The sequence below is a fragment of the Actinospica acidithermotolerans genome, assembly GCF_018139625.1.
Classification (GTDB): domain Bacteria; phylum Actinomycetota; class Actinomycetes; order Streptomycetales; family Catenulisporaceae; genus Actinospica; species Actinospica acidithermotolerans.
The window spans coordinates 1-16,868 of the sequence record NZ_JAGSOH010000013.1 but is presented as its reverse complement, the minus strand read 5'-3'; the positions used below and the strand labels follow the sequence as shown (position 1 = coordinate 16,868).

The following is a 16,868-nucleotide window of genomic DNA, read 5'->3' as shown; positions in this document are numbered from 1 at the left end:
GGCTGTTCGAGTCCCCGATCGATCGGTCGCCGCCGGATTCAGCCGACGTACCCGGCGATGATGTTCAAGGCCGGGCATCACAGCTCCTTCGTCGATTCTGCTTCCGTGTCAGGGGATCAGGACGGTGCGCACTCCGGGGACCTCGGGCGTGGTCCAGGCTCTTTCCACTTCGGTGAGTGGCTCCGCCTGCGCGTTCACTCGGAGGCCGCCGTTGTCGATCTCTTCGATCAGGGACGGCAGTTCGGCCAGGTACGCTCTCGTGGAGACCGCGCCCTGCCCGTTGCCCTGCAGGCGGAAGTTCGCCGAGCGCAGAGCCACCGACGGCAGTTCGATCGTCGGACCGGCCATCGAACCGATCTGGATCCAGTTCAGCGCCCTGCTGCGGTCGGAGCGGGCGAGCAGCAGCGCCATCATCGCCTCGCTCGCGGGCTTGCCCCAGAGGTAGTCGATGACCAGGTCGACCTCGCATGCCGCGTCGGCCAGCGCGGCGGCGGTCGCGTCGGCGTCCTCGCTCAGCGCGACGGTCGCGTCCGCGCCGACTTCGGGCAGCGCGTCGAGGCGGGCCTTGTCGCGCCCGGCGCCGACGACACGGCCCGCGCCGAGGCGTTTGGCCACCTGGACGGCCATCTGCCCGGCGCTGCCGGTCGCGCCGAGGATCAGCACCGACTGCCCGGGCTCGATCGGCACCCGGCGGCGCAGCGCGACCCAGGCGGACATCGCCGGGTTCATCGCGGCGGCGATCTTGAGCACGTCGGCGCCGACCGGGAGCGCGACGCTGCGGCGGGTGTCGATCACGGTCCGGTTGGCCATCGGGCCGAGCACGTCGTCGGCGACGAAGTAGACCGCGCGGCCGTCCGCCAGCCGTCCGACGCCGTCGATCCCGGGGACCATCGGCAGGCTGCCGGTGCTGGTGTAATGGCTGCCCGCGGCGCCGGAACGCACCCGCGGGTGCAGGCCGACGGCCAGGACCTCGACCACCGCGTGGTCCTCGTCGGACGGGGCGGGCAGGTCGAAGGCCTCGTAGCGGGGCGGGGCGTCGAACGAGCGGACTACGGCGGCGTGGATGTCCATGGGGTTCCCCTCCGAACGGATTGGTTTGTGCCACGTACTAATATAGTTGGTGGCACGTACCTTTCCAAGTAGGATCGGAGCATGAGCTCGCGCGACGAAACCCTCGGCCTGGTGGACGCCCTGGCCCAGCTGTCGTTCCTCGTGCAGAACGCACTGGCCGAGATCGCCGCGGACTATGACCTCTCGCTGATCCAGACCCGACTACTCGGGGTGCTCCGGGACCGCGAGCCGACGATGAACGAGCTCGGCAGACACCTGGACCTGGACAAGTCCTCGATCACCGGACTGATCTCCCGCGCGCAACGGCGCGGCCTGGTTGTCCGGACCGTTAGCGACATCGACCGCCGGGTGGCCCGCGTCTCGATCACGGACGACGGGCGGAACCTGGTCGAGCAGGTGGCCGAGCTTTTCGCCGTGCGGATCGGGAACCTGCTCGCCGACCTCGCGGACGACGAGCGGCAGGACCTGGCCAGGCTGGCGAGCCGGATCGTAGGTGCCGACATGCGCCGCAACGGGTTCGAGCCGGGCACGGAAGCCGTCAGCGACTGAGACCGACGAGCGGTTCGCAGGCGTCACCCGAACCATGTCGGCGACGTGCTTGCGCAGTAAACGGACGCCGCAATCGAGCAGGCCACGCGCCGCAGCGATCTCGGCGAGCATGTGCAGTGCACGTGGTCGATCACCGGACGCACCGCGCCGGGCGGCCCCCGGCGCCTCGGGCATCCGGTGTCGTGAGATGCCCGGCCGGGCGGGGTTCACGCGGGTATCAGTGCCGCTCCGGGCCGGTTTCCCGCCCGCCGGAATCACCGCGGGACCCTGCCCGGCGCGGCCGGGTGGGGTTAGGTGCCGATCGGCTCGCATCCGCTGGAGCCAGGTCACACTGCGTCAGTATGCAGTGGGCGTATTCCAGGCGGCTCTGCATGCGCGACGCGGGCTGGCGTCCCCCCATCTGGAGGGTGGCCAGGCCGTGCAGGGTCGCCCAGGCGACTTCCGCTCTGCTGTGGTCGGGGCCCGGGAAGGTCTCGTGGATCGCCGCGAAGGCGCGCTGAAGCGGCTCAGGGGCGCTCTCGGTTCCGAATCGCAGGTCCGAGGGCATCGAGAACATGGCTTCGTACAGGTGAGGCCGAGCCACGGCGAACTCGAGGTAGGCGCGCATGCGCGCCATGGGCTCGGCTTCGACTGCTTCAAGGGCTTCGGCGAGTTCGGCGAATCCGGTCAGGGTCACGGCGTCGATGATTGCCTGCCGGCCGGTGAAGACCGAATAGAGCACGGGCTGGGTGACGCCGAGCCGGGAGGCGACCGCGCGCGTCGTCACCGCGGCCCAGCCGTCTGACTCGGCGAGCTCTTGTGCCGCGCGGATGATCTGACCTCGCCGCAGTTCGAGGTCGGGTGCGGGCTTGGGGGACATGGCACTGACCATAGCACGGTTACCTATCAGCGTTAGCGAACGGCGATCCTCGCCCGGCCCGACGCCGCCATGCGCAGTGACCTGGAAGGACTGGTGCTCGGCGCCAGGCAGACGCTTGCGCCAATCTTGTGCTAACGTCGTTATAGAACGCTGATAGATAACGTTGAAAGGAATCATAATGACGATCGTCGCCCTCGCCGTCGCGCTCCTCGGCTGCGCCTTCATCCTGTTCATCGGCGGCCGGTTCCTGCTCGCCCCCGAGATCGCCATGGCCGGATTCGGCGTGCCCGCAGACAGCCTGCGCGCCTTGACCAGCATCAAAGGCGTCCGCGACATCACCTCCGGAGTAGTGCCACTCGTAGCCCTCGCGGCCGGCGGCATCCACGTTTTCGGCTGGGCCATGCTCGCCGCGGCGATCACCCCGATCGGAGACGCCGTCATCGTGCGAACCAACGGAGGAACCCTCCGCCAAGCGCTGACTGTCCACGCGGTCACGGCCGCGCTCCTCGTCGCCGTCGGCCTCATCCTCGCGCTCGTTTAGCGCCGCTCCGGCCACCACGCCCCGGCCACCGCCGCCACCCGCTCAACCCGTCCCGACCCGTAGTCACCAGAAAGGCACTGCCATGACCACTGCGAACCGCCCCGACACGTCCGCGGCCACCGGCTCCGACACGCGCTCCGACCCGGGCATCATCGACGTCGTACGCGCCTTCTACGAGCCGTTCCGCACCGGCGACACCACCGTCTACGGCGAGATCCTCGCCGACGACTGGATCGACATCCCGCTCGCTCCCGGCCAGCAGCAGGGACCCGCAGGCATGCCGGTCCAGATCGCGGCATTCCGCCAGGCGATGCCCGACTACCACGTCGCGCACGAAGACATCCTCGTCGCAGGCGACCGCGTCGCCGTCCGAAACACCGTCAGCGGAACCCATCAGGGCGCCTTCATGGGGTACGAGCCCACCGGTCGGCGCATCGAGATACGCACCATCGACATCCACCAGGTCCGCGACAACCGAATCGTCGTCACCTGGCACCTCGAGGACTTCGCCGGCCTGATGGCGCAACTCGCCGCCCCCGTCGACGCTCCCGTCCCGGCCGCCTGGAACTAGAACCGCATAAGGCCACACCCGGCCGGGAATCCGGCCGGGCGGCCCGGCCCTCATCCACCGTTACCGGCCCCGCACCGCTGCCCTGTCCAGCGATGGGCCTGGACGATCGCAAGGGCCCAGGGCCCCGCAGGCCCCGCCGCGGATGACGCGCCGCGGCGTCCGGGCGCGCCGCGGCGTCCGGGCGAGGCGCGGCATCCGGGCGACGCGCGGCATCCGGGCGACGCGCGGCATCCGGGCGATTTGTCCGAAACCTGACATCCCGACGGATCGCGGCAAGGGGCGGATGAACCAGCCCTGTAACACTTCCGCCGCTCACTTCCCATGATCATGAGAGCACCCTTATGGTCTGCCCAAGACGTGGTAAAACCAGTGCCCGCCGCGCTGCCGGCGGGCTGGTTCACCGATCGGCGGGTGCCCGGCGAATCCGGGCTGAGGGAGGGACTGGTCCATGCGATCCGCGCTGCCGCGCACCGGATCCACCCGAATACGGGTGCTCATACTTTCGCTGCTCGTCGGGATGACGGCGGCCACTCTGTCGGTCGCGAGCGCGCATGCCGACGTCGTCACCGTCTCGAACGACAACCAGCGCACGGGCTGGGATCAGAACGAGGCGTCGCTCACCTCGGGTTCCGTCACCGGGAGCGACTTCGGCGAGTTGTTCTCCACCGCGGTCGTCGGCCAGGTCTACGCCCAGCCGCTCGTGGTGGGCACGACGGTGATCGTCGGGACGGAGGAGAACCACGTCTACGGCATCAACAGCGAGACCGGCGCCATCGAGTGGCAGGACTACCTCGGCCCCTCCTGGCCGGCCTCCACGATCGGCTGCGGCGACCTCGTGCCGGACATCGGGATCACCTCGACCCCGGTCTACGACGCGTCCACCGGCTACGTGTACCTGACGGCGAAGGTGAACGACGGCGCCAACGCGACGGTGCCGCACTACTACCTCTACGCGATGAGCGCGACCACCGGGGCCATCCGCACCGGCTGGCCGGTGTCGATCGCCGGATCGCCCTCGAACGACACGGCGGTCAGCTTCAATCCCGAGCGCGAGCTGCAGCGCCCGGGCATCCTGTTCCAGAACGGCAGTGTCTACATGGCGTTCGGCGGCCACTGCGACTACGGCCCCTACCGCGGCTACGTAGTCGGCGTGAACGCGAGCACGAAGTCGCTGCACATGTGGACCGACGAGGCGGGCTCGAACGCGTCGGGCGCGGGAATCTGGCAGTCCGGCGGCGGCATCGTCACGGACGGCTCAAGCGGCATGTACATCGCCACCGGCAACGGCGTCACGCCTCCGGTCGGCGTCGGCACCTCGCCGCCTAAGGATCTTTCCGAGTCCGTCGTTCACCTGAACGTGGCGTCCGACGGCACCATCTCGGCCTCCGACTTCTTCTCACCGGCCAATGCCTCGACCCTCGACGCGAACGACCAGGACGTCTCCTCCGGCGGCCCGGCCGCGCTGCCCGACGCCGAGTTCGGCACCTCGACCTATCCGCACCTGATGGTGCAGATCGGCAAGGACGGGCGCCTGTGGCTGCTCAACCGCGCCTCCCTCGGCGGCCGCGCGCAGGGCTCGGGTGGCACGGACGCCGTCGTCGGCCAGACGCAGCTCTCCGGCGTGTGGGGCCACCCCGCGGTCTGGGGCGGCGACGGCGGCTATGTGTACGTCTCCGAGTCCAACAGCCACCTCGTCGCCCTCGCATACGGCCTGACCGGATCCGGGGTGCCGTCGTTCCGGGTGGCCGGCACCAGCCAGCAGACCTTCCCCTTCAGCTCAGGCTCGCCCGTCGTCACCTCGAACGGGACCACGTCGGGCTCCGCGCTCGTCTGGGTCATCCAGTCCTCCGGCTCGACCGGCACCAACGGCCAGCTGATGGTCTACAACGCCGTGCCCTCCAGCGGCGTGATGACGCTGCTGCGCTCCTGGCCGCTCGGCACCGTCACCAAGTTCTCGGTGCCGGCGACCAACAACGGCCGCGTCTACGTCGGCACGCGCGACGGCCACCTGCTCGGCTTCGGCGCGCCGACGACCGCCACACTGCAGGGCGCGTCGACCGGCTTCGGAAACGTGGCCGTCGGCTCGACCGGCACCACGACCGCGACGCTGACCGCCACGCGCGACGTGACGATCACCGGCGTCAGCGCAAACGCGCCGTTCTCGGCCGGCACGACCACCCCGTCCCTGCCGACGAGCCTGACGGCCGGTCAGACGCTGACCGTCCCGGTGACCTTCAGCCCGACGACCTGGGGCGCAGATACATCCGAACTGACAGTTACCACAGACGTGGGCAACTTCGAGTTCGGGCTTAACGGAACGGGCACTCAAGCAGGACTGGGTGCGACGCCTACTTCGCTGGCCTGGGGCACCAGAGCCGTGGGCAGTAGCGAGACGCTGACCGTAGGCGTGACGAACACCGGCACGAGCACCGAGACGTTCAGCAGCGTGACCGGTCCGAACGCGCCGTTCACCGCCAGCGGGCTTCCCGCCGTCGGCAGCACGCTGGCCCCGGGCGCTACCACCACAATCAGCGCCACGTACGCGCCGACCGCGGTGGCGGCGAGCGACAGTTCGTCGATCGTGCTGACGTCCGATCAGGGTTCGCTCACCATCCCGCTGACCGGTAGCGCGATCGCGGCGGATCCGCAGGTGACGATCAGTCCGACGAGCCTGTCCTTCGGCAACGTGGTGGCGGGCAAGACGGCTACGCAGACGTTCACCGTCTCCAACACCGGAAACGTCAACCTGACGGTGACGAAGGCGGCTCCGCCCACGGCTCCGTTCGCCGCGACCAACCCGATCCCCGAAGGCCAGCAACTTGCGCCTGGGGAGACCTACACGGTCACGATGACGTTCACCCCGACCGCGGCGCAGAGTTACTCGGGCGCCTACGAGGTGTCGACCGACACCGGCCAGGGCGCGATGTACGTCAACGTGACCGGCACCGGCGTACCGGCGAGCGGCCAGCTGTTCAGCGCCCTGCGCAGCTCGACCGGCACGTGGAGCGCGTGGACGCAGGGACCGGCGAACTCGTCGGGCATCGCCCAGACCGCGGTGACCGCGATGCCGGACGGTGACTCGCAGGCCGTCGCGGTCACGACCAGCGGCACGGTCGAGCACACCGTCTACTCCAGCAGCGCCGGCACCTGGCAGAACTGGGGCGTGCCCAAGAACAACACGACAGCCGTCTCGGCGAGCATCGCGGGTATGCCTGACGGCTCGTCTCAGCTGATCGAAGTGACGAAGACCGGCACCCTCGAACACGACGTCCGCTACGCCAACGGCACCTGGCAGGCGTCCAGCTGGGGTGTCCCGGCCGGGTCCACCGGGATCGCCGAGGCCAGCATCACCGCGATGCCGAACGGCTCCTCGCAGCTGGTCGCCGTGACCACGAGCGGCGTGCTTGAGCACAACATCCGCAACGCCAACGGCAGTTGGCAGGGCTGGCGTGCGCTGACCCAGACCGGCGTGAAGGTGACCTACGCGAGCATCGCGGGCATGCCCGACGGCTCGTCGCAGATCGTCGAGGTGACCTCGACGGGTGTCCTCAAGCACGACATCCGCCTCGCCAACGGTTCGTGGCAGTCGAGCGGCTGGGGTGTCCCGGCCGGGTCCACCGGGATCGCCGAGGCCACGATCACCGCGATGCCGAACGGCTCCTCGCAGATCATCGCCGTGACCACGAGCGGTGTGCTCAAGCACGACATCCGCAACGCCAACGGATCCTGGCAGGCGGGCAACTGGGACGCACCGACCCAGACGACCCTGGCCACCAAGTTCACCAGCCCGACCATCGCCGGTCTGACGAGCGGCGTGGCGCAGATCCTCGAGGTCTCCGCCGGGTAGTTCGGCGGTTCCGTGAGCACGGATCCGTAAGCAGGATCCGTGAGCCCGGTTCCGCGAGAGCACGTCCGTAAGCAGGCCGGAGGCCCCCACTTTCCGAGTGGGGGCCTCCGGTCGTCTCTACATCCCTATCTGCACATCCCTATCTGCGCGGCGATCGCGTCGGGCACCGGATACGGGCGTTCGGCGGGGAGCAGTTCCATCGCGGCGGACGGGGCCTGCTCGGTGCTGAGGGTCGCGTGGACGCGGCGCGCGAGGACGGTGACGTCCTCGATGCCCACGATCCACTCGTCGCAGTAGCGTGCGACGGACTCGCCGCCGAGACCGATCTGGATCGAGCGGTGGTCGAGCGGACGGAAGTGCAGGTCGCGCTCGGGATCCCACTGGATGCGCACGGGGTTGTCCAGAGAGGCGCGCCACGCCTCGCGGTCAACGTGCAGCTTGGCGTCGTAGTGGGCGAAGGCGCTGTGCGCGAGGGCCCATTCGAAGCCCTCGCGGGAGATCCGGATCGCCAGCACGTGCTCCTGCCCGGGCTTGAGGGCCCAGCCGCAGCGGTACATCATCCAGCGGAAGGACGGCTTGATCCAGGTCATGCGCTCGCGCTTGAAGGCGCCGCCGAAGCGGCCGTTCGCGGCCGCCGGCCGGCCGATGGCCGGGCTGTAGGCCTGGTACACCGTGATCGTCGAGTCGTCGTAGCTCGCGCGGATCTGCCTGTTGGGTACTGCTATGTCCGTCATCGGTCCAAATGTGTCTTGAAGTGATTGAAAGCGGTCTCGCCGAAGAGCACGAAGCGCACATCGCGAACGACCGATGCGTCGGTCTCGCGGACGGTGCCGATCGCGATGCGTGCGGCGTCGGCGAGCGGCCAGCCGTAGATGCCGGTGGAGATCGCCGGGAAGGCGACGGTCCGCGCACCGAGCTCGTCGGCGATGCGCAGGACGTTGCGGTGGCAGGCGGCGAGCAGGTCGGAGCGGTCCTCGGTCGTCGAGTGAACCGGGCCGACGGTGTGGATCACCCAGCGCGCGGGCAGGTCGCCGGCCGTCGTCGCCACGGCCTGGCCGGGGGGCAGGCCCTTGCCGTACTGCGAGGCGCGCAGGGCGCGGCACTCCTCAAGGATCCGCGGGCCGCCGGCGCGGTGGATCGCCCCGTCCACGCCGCCCCCGCCGAGCAGCGAGGAGTTCGCCGCGTTGACGATCGCATCGACGGCGACCTGCGTGATGTCGCCTTCCTGCAGCGTGATCCACGGAATCGGCATGGCCCCAAGCCTACGCAAGTCGTCCATGGGATTATCTCCGCGTGAAAGCGGTGGTTCAGCGGGCAGCTGAGGCGAGTGTGCAGGTGGACGGCGTTACGGTCGGCGAGATCGACGCGCCCGGGTTATGCGTGCTGGTGGGCGTCACGCACACGGACACGTCGGCGAACGCGCGGCGGCTGGCCGAGAAGCTCTGGACGCTGCGCATCCTGCCGGACGAGAAGTCGTGCGCCGACCTGGACGCGCCGCTGCTGCTGATCTCGCAGTTCACGCTCTACGGCGACGCCCGCAAGGGCCGTCGGCCGTCGTGGACCGCGGCGGCGCCGGGGTCGGTCGCGGAGCCGTTGTTCGACGAGGTCGTGGCCGGCCTGCGCGAGCTGGGGGCCACGGTCGCGACCGGGGTCTTCGGCGCGGAGATGAAGGTGCGGCTGGTCAACGACGGGCCGTTCACCGTCCTCCTCGAACTCTGACTCCGCGTAAGATCGCGGCATGTCGACTCTACGACCAGGCCGTGGCGGCCGGCGCGGAGTCCGTGGCGAAGCCGGTGGATCAGCGCGCGTGGGGAATGCGGGTGGCGCACGTCCGCGCTCCCGAGGGCACGCTGATCGAGTTCTGCTCCTACTGAACCCCGCCTCCGAGCGCCAGACCCGTGCGGGGTACCGTGCTGAGGCGAGGAACCGGAAGTAACCGGGCTTTTTGGGCGAGCGCGGCAGGAGGGCGAGGATCGTGGTGCTGGCCGACGCGGCCGGACGTTGCCTGAGTCAGGGCTGCGGACCGGCGTCCCCGCTGCACATGAGCGACGTGTTCACGGCGTGGAAGTTCGACCCGGCGATGCTGGTCGTGCTGCTTGTCGGCGTCGTGGGCTACGTCCTCGGCGTACGCCGCTACCAGCGCGTGGCCGGTCCCTTCCCTCTTGCGCGCAAGGTGTGCTTCGGAACGTCGGCGGTGCTCTTCACGCTGGCCACGATGTCCTTCATCGGCTCCTACGAGAAGGTGCTGTTCTGGGACCGCGCGCTGCAGAACGCGCTGCTGCTGATGACCACGCCGCTGTTCTTCGCGTGCAGCGCACCGATCACGCTGCTGACCACGGGTGAAAGCCGCGACGCGCGGTTCGCGCGCAGGGTTGTCGCCTCGAAGCCGCTGCGGTTCCTCACGTTCCCGGCCGTCGTCTCGATGATCCTTCTCGTCACGCCGTACGCGCTGTATTTCACCGGCTGGTACCTCACGTCCCTGACCAACGACGCCGTGGACGCGCTGACTCACCTGGTGCTGTGCGCGGTCGGCTTCCTGTACTTCTGGAGCCGCATCCAGCTCGACCCGGTGCCGAAGAAGTTCTCGCACATGATCTCGGTGTGGATCAGCTTCGTGGAGGGCATCGGCGACGCGGGCGTGGCGATGATCCTCTGGCTGGGCGGCGGCCTCGTCGCGGGCAGTTACTACGCCTCCCTGAGCACGCTGCCGCACAACGTCCTGTTCGCGCCGCTGAGCCTCGGCGCGACGTCGGGCCTGGCCTGGAACCAGGCGTTCGGCGGCGCGGTGTTCTGGATCGTCGGCGACATCACCAGCATCCCGCTGCTCGCGGCGCTCTGGCGCGGGCTGCGCAAGGACGAGGCCGTCGTCGAGGACGCGGCGCAGGACGAGCTCGAGGTCGTCGCGGTCGAGATCGCGCCGGGGGACGGCTCGGCCCAGGAGCGTTTCCGCCCCTGGTGGGAGACCGACCCCGAGCTCTCCGCACGCTTCGGCGGCGGAACCGAGTAGCCGGAGCCCGGTACGGAGCGGAGTAGCCGGGGCCCGGTACGGAACCGAGTAGCCCGGGCCCGGTAACGGCCGTCAGGACGTGCTCGACGGGATCGCGGTCGCGTTGGCCGCTCCTTGCGTCGCCGAACCCGTCGTCGCGCTGCTGCTGCTCGTCGAGGTGCCACTGCTGGTGGCCGCCGCAGACGTCGGTGCCGTCGTCGGCGAGCTGGACGCGGGCGACAGCGTGGTCGGCGCCTGGGTCGGCGCGGGAGCCGAGGACGTGGACGCCTGCGGAGTCGGCGACGCGGTGGCCACTGGCAGCGCGTAGGCGCCAGGGCGGTAGATGTCCGTGACGTAGACCGTCGCCCCGCACGCGGCCTGCAGGTCCGCCGGGAGGGTCGGCGAGGTGCCCGAGACCAGGTAGCTCAGCGAGTAGGTGCTTTCCGGGCTCTGGCTCGCCGCGGCACTCAGCGAGGGCGACGCGCTGCCGCTGGCCGTCGCGCTTCCTGTCGCCACAGCGGCCGAGCATTCGTCGGGCGCCCAGGCGTACTGCAGGGTGAAGCCCTGACCCGCCTGCAACTTCAGTACCGCGCCCCAGGTCGCGACGTCAGGCAGCTGCGAGCCGTCGGTGGACTCGTGCTCAAGGATCACCACCGAGCGCACGGCCGTGCCCGCGAGATTCTCCACCTGCAGCACCGGCGGCCCGGCGACCGCGCACGTCGCGCTCGCGACGGCGTCCACGTGACCGTACGAGACGCCGTTGATCACCGCGTCCACGGTCGCCTTCGCCGTGAGGTCGGCCGCCGTGCACTGCGGGACACCGGCCGACGCGAGGGCCGAGGGCGTCGCGCTCGCGGTGACCGGGCCGATCGCCGGCCCCTTCTTCCCGGCCACGGCGGCCGGGGGCCTGACCGTGCGCACCTGGCCGGAGCTGCCCGCGTGCGGGGTCGCGGTCGGCGCGCCACTGGTCGAATCGCCGCCGAGCCCGACGACGCCGGTCAGCACCGGCACGATGTCGAACCTGCTGCCGGTGACCGAGCCCACGACCACCGCGAGCATCAGGACTCCGGCGCTGCTCGCCATGACGGTGCGCCTGCGCTGGCGCGCCTTGGCCCGCCTGCGGATCCGCGCCAGGCCGGCCCGCGGCGGCCCGTCCGCGCCGATCGCCGCGACGGACCGCTGCAACGCCGCGGCCAGCTCCTCCGGGTCCAGCCCGCGAGGCTCCGAGGAGTCGTGCGGCGCGCCGGAGCGGCCCCCGTGCTCCTCGCTCATCACTGCTCCTCCAATCGAGCGCGTAGAGCGTCGATACCCCGCGAGCCGTACGCCTTGACCGATCCGATCGAGAGTCCCAGCGCGGCGGCGACCTGAGCTTCGGTCATGTCGGAGAAGTATCGCAGCACGAGCACCTCGCGCTGGCGCCGCTGCAGCCCCCGCAGCGCCTGGATGAGGGCGTCCTTCTCCAGCGCCGCGTACGCGCCCTCCTCCGCGCTCGCCGCGTCCGGCATCGGCTTGGGCAGCAGCTTGAGGCCGAGCAGCCGGCGGCGCAGCGTGGACCGGGAGAGGTTGACCACGGTCTGCCGGAGGTAGGCGAGCAGCTTGTCCGCCTCCCGTACCCGCGCGCGGGCGGCGTGCACCCGGATGAACGCCTCCTGCACCACGTCCTCGCACGAGGCGACGTCGTCCAGCAGCAGTGCCGCGAGACGCAGCAGCGACGAGTAATGGCGCTGATAGGTCTCGGTCAGCAGATCCGTCGTCACGTCGACGTCAGTCGCCACCGCACCTCCCGCGGAGGCCGGGCGCGGCCGATGGACGAGCGGCGGCAGAACCAGCCCCTCGGGCGCGGGCAGAGCGGCAGAAGTCACGACAGTTAGACAAAGCGAACCCACCGACCGTTGTACCCCGTTCGAGTGTTTCCTGGATTGAACCGCCGGGGGGCACTCACGAGCCCCAAGGATGCCATCCGAGACCGTCTCGGAGGGGTGATTCATAGGAAAAACCCCCTCAGGAGTGAACCGGAGGGGGTTTTGCCCATCGGCCTGGGCCGTCGTTCGCCGTGGTCGGCCCGCGATCAGCCCGCGGTGAGCTCGGCGGCGATCAGTTCGGCGATCTGCGCCGTGTTGAGCGCCGCGCCCTTGCGGAGGTTGTCCCCGCACACGAACAGCTCGAGCTCGTTCGGCTCGTCCAGCGACTGCCGGATCCGGCCGACCCAGGTCGGGTCGGTGCCGACCACGTCGTTCGGCGTGGGGAACTCGCCGTTCGCCGGATCGTCGCAGAGCACTATCCCGGGGGCGTCGCGCAGCACGCCGTGCGCCTGCTCGACGGTCACGTCGCGCTCGAAGGTCGCGTGCACGACCAGCGAGTGCGTGGTGAGCACCGGCACCCGCACGCAGGTCGCCGAGACCTTCAGCTCCGGCAGCCCGAGGATCTTGCGCGACTCGTTGCGCACCTTGAGCTCCTCGGAGGACCAGCCGTCCTGCTTGAGCGAGCCGGCCCACGGCACCACGTTCAGCGCCAGCGGCGCCGGGAAGGGGCCGAGGTCGCCGACGGCGCGGCGCAGGTCGCCGGGCTGGGTGCCCAGGCCCGGGGTCGCGGCCACCTTCGCCAGCTGGTCGCGCAGGGTGTCCACGCCGGGCTGGCCGGCGCCGGACGCCGCCTGGTACGAGGCGACGACCAGCTTGGTCAGCCCGTACTCGGCGTGCAGCGCGCCCATCGCGACGATCATGGAGAGCGTGGTGCAGTTCGGGTTCGCGATGATCCCGCGCGGCCGCTGCCGGGCGGCCGCGGCGTTGACCTCGGGCACCACGAGCGGCACGTCGGGGTCCATCCGGAAGGCGCCGGAGTTGTCCACCACGACGGCGCCGCGCGCGGCGGCGACCGGGCCCCACTGCGCGGAGATCTCGTCCGGCACGTCGAACATCGCGACGTCGACGCCGTCGAACGCCTCCTCGCTCAGCGCCACGACCGGCACCTGCTCGCCGCGGACGGTCAGCAGCTTGCCCGCCGAGCGCGGCGAGGCGATCAGCCGGATCTCGCCCCAGACGTTCTGCCGGGTGGAGAGGATGTCCAGCATCACGGTGCCGACGGCACCGGTCGCGCCGACGACGGCCAGGGTCGGCAGCTTCTTCGAGTACTCGCCCATGCCCGTTACCGCCCCGTCCCCGCGTAGACCACGGCCTCGGCCTCGGCGTCGAGCTCGAAGGCGGTGTGGATGGCGGCGACCGCGGGCCGGACACTGTCCGCGCGGCAGACCACGGAGATGCGGATCTCGCTGGTGGAGATCATCTCGGCGTTCACCCCGGCCTTGGCCAGCGCCTCGAAGAACACGGCGGTCACGCCGGGGTGCGACTTCATGCCGGCGCCGATCAGCGAGACCTTGGCGATCTGGTCGTCGTAGGCGAGCGAGTCGAAGGCGATGTGCGCCTTGAGCTTCGTCAGCAGGCTCATCGCCTTGGCGCCGTCGGTCTTCGGCAGCGTGAAGGAGATGTCGGTCAGGCCGGTCGCGGCGGCGGAGACGTTCTGCACCACCATGTCGATGTTGATCTCCGCGTCGGCCACCGCCCGGAAGATCTTCGCGGCCTCGCCCGGCTTGTCCGGGACGCCGACCACGGTGACCTTAGCCTCGCTGGTGTCGTGCGCCACACCGGCGATGATCGCCTGCTCCATCTCGGCTCCTTCGGGGGTGTTGCGGATCCAGGTGCCCTCCAGTGTGGAGAAGGAGGACCGTACGTGAATGGGGACGTCGAACCGCCGCGCGTACTCCACGCAGCGCAGGTGCAGGATCTTCGCGCCGGAGGCGGCGAGCTCCAGCATCTCCTCGTACTGGACGTGGGGCAGCTTGCGGGCCGCGGGGACCAGCCGCGGGTCGGCGGTGTAGACGCCGTCCACGTCGGTGTAGATCTCGCAGACCTCGGCGCCCATCGCCGCGGCCAGCGCGACGGCGGTCGTGTCCGACCCGCCGCGGCCGAGCGTGGTGATGTCCTTGGTGTCGTCGGAGACGCCCTGGAAGCCGGCCACGATCGCGATCGCGCCTTCCTCGAGCGCCTTGTGGATCCGGCCCGGGGTGACCCGGATGATCCGCGCCTTGTTGTGCACCCGGTCGGTGATGACGCCTGCCTGGGACCCGGTGAAGGACCGCGCCTCGACTCCGAGGGAGCCGATCGCCATCGCGAGCAGCGCCATGGAGATGCGCTCGCCGGAGGTCAGCAGCATGTCGAGCTCCCGGCCCTCGGGCAGCGGGGAGACCTGCTGGGCGAGGTCGATCAGCTCGTCGGTGGTGTCCCCCATGGCGGAGACGACGACCACGACCTCGTTTCCGGCGCGCTTGGCCGCGACGATGCGCTTGGCCACGCGCTTGATGCTCTCGGCGTCGGCCACCGAGGAGCCACCGTACTTCTGTACGACAAGGCTCACAGTGAGCTCCGTCTTCTCTTCGTGCGCCCAGGGCCTACTGACCCGTGCGACGCCGCCTCCGGCCGCGCACGTCTACTGGCGTGCGTCGACGAACCGGTGGCGGAGTCATCGTAACGGCGCGGCGCCGAAGTGTCCCGTTCGTTCCACTCCGTGGGCGCAGCGCGCCGCTCAGGCTTCCTGCAGCCGCGAGCCGGCGACGATCGAGTGCAGGGCGCGCAGCGCGCAGGAGGCGGCCGGGCCCCAGCCGGAGAGGTAGGAGAACTGCCACCACCACAGCGCCTCGGTCTCCCGGCCGGCCCGGAAGTGGGTCAGGCCGTGGGCCAGCTCGGTGACGATCGAGGCGATGTCGTCGGAGATCCGCCGGGTCTCCACCTCGGTCGGCACCGCCAGCGGGTCGAAGACCTCGCGGTAGATGTCGCACGGGTCGAGCAGCACGGCCAGCTGGTCGCGCAGGTCGTCCAGGTCGGGGTCCGGGCCCGGGTCCTCCTCGAAGCGCTCCTCGGGGATCACGTCCGCGATCGCGCCGAGCCGTCCGCCGGCCAGCAGCAGCTGGGAGACCTCGAGCAGCAGCATCGAGACCGCGGAGGCGGCCGCCTCGCCGCGGGCCACCGCCCGCACCGCGACCAGGAAGGACTCCACCTGATCGGCGATCGCCGAGGTGAACTCCAGGTCGTCGTCCAGCACTGCGATATCAGCCATCGATCTTCCTTCTTCCGGCGAACGCGCGGCCCAGGGTGACTTCATCGGCGTACTCGAGGTCGCCGCCGACCGGCAGCCCGGAGGCGAGCCTGGTGACCCGCAGCGAGCCGTCCGCGGTGAGCGGCTTGACCATGCGGGCCAGGAAACTGGCGGTGGCCTCGCCCTCCATATTGGGGTCGGTGGCCAGGATCAGCTCGGTCACCACGCCGTCGGCGAGCCGGGCCATGAGTTCGCGTACCCGCAATTCGTCCGGGCCGATCCCCTCGATCGGGGACAGCGCCCCGCCGAGCACGTGGTAGCGGCCGCGGAACTCGCGGGTCTTCTCGATCGCGACGACGTCCTTGGACTCCTCGACGACGCACAGCACCGAGGCGTCGCGGCGCGGATCCAGGCAGATCCGGCAGCGCTCGGCGGCGGCCACGTTCCCGCACACCTCGCAGAAGCGGACCGTCTCCTTCACCTTCAGCAGCGTCTCGGCGAGCCGCTTGACGTCCACCGGATCGGCCTGCAGCAGGTGGAACGCGATGCGCTGGGCGGACTTGGGGCCGATGTTCGGCAGCCGCCCGAGCTCGTCGATCAGGTCCTGGACCACGCCCTCGTACACGGTCGGTGGTTCTCTTCCTAGAAGCCGAGCGGAAAGGTCGCGCCGCCGGTGCCGCCGCCGGGCAGGCCGCCGCCGAAGCCGCCGCCCTGGCCGAGCGCGGCGAGCGGGCCGAGCTTGTCCTGCTGCAGCGCCTCGGCCTGCGCGTTGGCGTCCCGGATCGCGGCGACCACCAGGTCGGCGAGCGTCTCGGTGTCCTGCGGATCGGCCGCCTCCGGGGAGATCTTCAGGCCGCTCAGCTCACCGAGCCCGGACACGGTCGCCTCGACCAGGCCGCCGCCGGCGGTGCCGGTCACGGTGACCTCGGCGAGCTCCTGCTGGGCCGCCGCCAGCTGCTCCTGCATCTGCTGGGCCTGCTGGATCAGCGAACCCATGTCGAATCCGTCTGGAAACACCTGCTGCTCCCTCGTTCCTCGCCGGCCCGTCGGCCGGTTACTCCTCGAGCCTACGGGGCGCCGGCCTTGCGCGGGCCGGGCCCCGGCGGGTCAATCCGGGTTCTGTATCTCGTCGATCAAGCTCGCGCCGAGCTCCTTGATCAGCAGATCGCGGGCGGAGGGCCCGGGATCGTTGGGCACCGCCTCGTCGCTCAGGGCGGCGAGATGCGGGTCGAAGGGCTCGTCCGGCGGCGCCTCGTCCATGAAAGGCGGCGGCGGACCCGGGTCGTAGTCGCCCGGCGGCTCCGGCGGCGGCTCGGCCACGACGAAGGGCGGGGGCGCGGCGGCGGACTGCGGGGG

At 70.4% G+C, this 16,868-nt stretch carries 17 protein-coding genes and 1 pseudogene; 6 read left to right on the top strand and 12 right to left on the bottom strand.

Annotated elements, in window-relative coordinates; all coding sequences use genetic code 11:
- Positions 1 to 108: 108 nt before the first annotated feature.
- Complete coding sequence (locus KDK95_RS07365; RefSeq protein ID WP_212517270.1) at positions 109 to 1,071, bottom strand: quinone oxidoreductase family protein; 963 nt, start codon at positions 1,069 to 1,071, stop codon at positions 109 to 111.
- Positions 1,072 to 1,152: 81 nt separating this feature from the next.
- On the opposite strand from KDK95_RS07365, the gene KDK95_RS07360 reads away from it, so the two are divergent.
- Positions 1,153 to 1,620 (top strand): MarR family winged helix-turn-helix transcriptional regulator, encoded by a 468-nt coding sequence (locus tag KDK95_RS07360; RefSeq protein ID WP_212517269.1) that lies wholly within the window; start codon positions 1,153 to 1,155, stop codon positions 1,618 to 1,620.
- Positions 1,621 to 1,837: 217 nt separating this feature from the next.
- Here KDK95_RS07360 and KDK95_RS07355 read toward each other — a convergent pair whose 3' ends face one another.
- Positions 1,838 to 2,656 (bottom strand): TetR/AcrR family transcriptional regulator, encoded by an 819-nt coding sequence (locus tag KDK95_RS07355; RefSeq protein ID WP_212517268.1) that lies wholly within the window; start codon positions 2,654 to 2,656, stop codon positions 1,838 to 1,840.
- Between the two features lies 1 nt (position 2,657).
- Between KDK95_RS07355 and KDK95_RS07350 the strand changes: the two genes are divergently transcribed.
- The 3 genes from KDK95_RS07350 to KDK95_RS07340 all read left to right on the top strand — a co-directional run bounded on the left by KDK95_RS07350 (position 2,658) and on the right by KDK95_RS07340 (position 7,438).
- Positions 2,658 to 3,020 (top strand): DUF4267 domain-containing protein, encoded by a 363-nt coding sequence (locus tag KDK95_RS07350; RefSeq protein WP_212517267.1) that lies wholly within the window; start codon positions 2,658 to 2,660, stop codon positions 3,018 to 3,020.
- Between the two features lie 82 nt (positions 3,021 to 3,102).
- Positions 3,103 to 3,591: an ester cyclase gene (locus tag KDK95_RS07345; protein WP_212517266.1), complete on the top strand. Its 489-nt coding sequence runs from the start codon at positions 3,103 to 3,105 to the stop codon at positions 3,589 to 3,591.
- 448 nt (positions 3,592 to 4,039) lie between these two features.
- Positions 4,040 to 7,438 carry a choice-of-anchor D domain-containing protein gene (locus KDK95_RS07340; RefSeq protein ID WP_212517265.1) on the top strand — a complete coding sequence of 1,133 codons (3,399 nt, stop codon included), beginning with the start codon at positions 4,040 to 4,042 and terminating at the stop codon, positions 7,436 to 7,438.
- 125 nt (positions 7,439 to 7,563) lie between these two features.
- Here the strand turns inward: KDK95_RS07340 and KDK95_RS07335 are convergent, their stop codons facing one another.
- A complete protein-coding gene (locus KDK95_RS07335; protein ID WP_212517264.1) occupies positions 7,564 to 8,172 on the bottom strand; it encodes a DUF4291 domain-containing protein in 609 nt (202 codons plus the stop codon).
- The gene (locus tag KDK95_RS07330; RefSeq protein ID WP_212517263.1) at positions 8,169 to 8,690 is read right to left on the bottom strand and encodes an O-acetyl-ADP-ribose deacetylase; all 522 of its coding nucleotides are present in this window, start codon (positions 8,688 to 8,690) and stop codon (positions 8,169 to 8,171) included. The genes KDK95_RS07335 and KDK95_RS07330 overlap by 4 nt, the downstream gene beginning before the upstream one ends.
- A gap of 41 nt (positions 8,691 to 8,731) precedes the next feature.
- Here KDK95_RS07330 and dtd point away from each other — a divergent pair, with 41 nt between their 5' ends.
- Positions 8,732 to 9,157, top strand: a complete 426-nt coding sequence (dtd, locus tag KDK95_RS07325) for a D-aminoacyl-tRNA deacylase (RefSeq protein WP_212517262.1) — start codon at positions 8,732 to 8,734, stop codon at positions 9,155 to 9,157.
- 256 nt (positions 9,158 to 9,413) lie between these two features.
- Positions 9,414 to 10,445 (top strand): cytochrome c oxidase assembly protein, encoded by a 1,032-nt coding sequence (locus KDK95_RS07320; protein ID WP_212517261.1) that lies wholly within the window; start codon positions 9,414 to 9,416, stop codon positions 10,443 to 10,445.
- Between the two features lie 72 nt (positions 10,446 to 10,517).
- Here KDK95_RS07320 and KDK95_RS07315 read toward each other — a convergent pair whose 3' ends face one another.
- The 8 genes and pseudogenes from KDK95_RS07315 to KDK95_RS07280 all read right to left on the bottom strand — a co-directional run.
- The gene (locus KDK95_RS07315) at positions 10,518 to 11,696 is read right to left on the bottom strand and encodes a hypothetical protein (protein WP_212517260.1); all 1,179 of its coding nucleotides are present in this window, start codon (positions 11,694 to 11,696) and stop codon (positions 10,518 to 10,520) included.
- Complete coding sequence (locus KDK95_RS07310; RefSeq protein ID WP_372463281.1) at positions 11,696 to 12,247, bottom strand: SigE family RNA polymerase sigma factor; 552 nt, start codon at positions 12,245 to 12,247, stop codon at positions 11,696 to 11,698. The genes KDK95_RS07315 and KDK95_RS07310 overlap by 1 nt, the downstream gene beginning before the upstream one ends.
- A gap of 245 nt (positions 12,248 to 12,492) precedes the next feature.
- Positions 12,493 to 13,563 (bottom strand): aspartate-semialdehyde dehydrogenase, encoded by a 1,071-nt coding sequence (locus KDK95_RS07305; protein WP_212517258.1) that lies wholly within the window; start codon positions 13,561 to 13,563, stop codon positions 12,493 to 12,495.
- Positions 13,564 to 13,568: 5 nt separating this feature from the next.
- Positions 13,569 to 14,834, bottom strand: coding sequence for an aspartate kinase (locus KDK95_RS07300; protein WP_212517257.1), 1,266 nt, complete (start codon positions 14,832 to 14,834; stop codon positions 13,569 to 13,571).
- A gap of 168 nt (positions 14,835 to 15,002) precedes the next feature.
- Entirely contained in the window at positions 15,003 to 15,533 is a 531-nt protein-coding gene (locus KDK95_RS07295) for a DUF5063 domain-containing protein (protein ID WP_212517256.1), read from the bottom strand.
- The gene (recR, locus tag KDK95_RS07290) at positions 15,526 to 16,137 is read right to left on the bottom strand and encodes a recombination mediator RecR (RefSeq protein WP_212517255.1); all 612 of its coding nucleotides are present in this window, start codon (positions 16,135 to 16,137) and stop codon (positions 15,526 to 15,528) included. Before recR ends, KDK95_RS07295 begins: the two co-directional genes overlap by 8 nt.
- Before the next feature lie 17 nt (positions 16,138 to 16,154).
- Positions 16,155 to 16,508: a YbaB/EbfC family nucleoid-associated protein gene (locus tag KDK95_RS07285; protein ID WP_212517331.1), complete on the bottom strand. Its 354-nt coding sequence runs from the start codon at positions 16,506 to 16,508 to the stop codon at positions 16,155 to 16,157.
- Positions 16,509 to 16,619: 111 nt separating this feature from the next.
- A pseudogene (locus tag KDK95_RS07280) lies at positions 16,620 to 16,868 on the bottom strand (DNA polymerase III subunit gamma and tau); the annotation flags it as partial.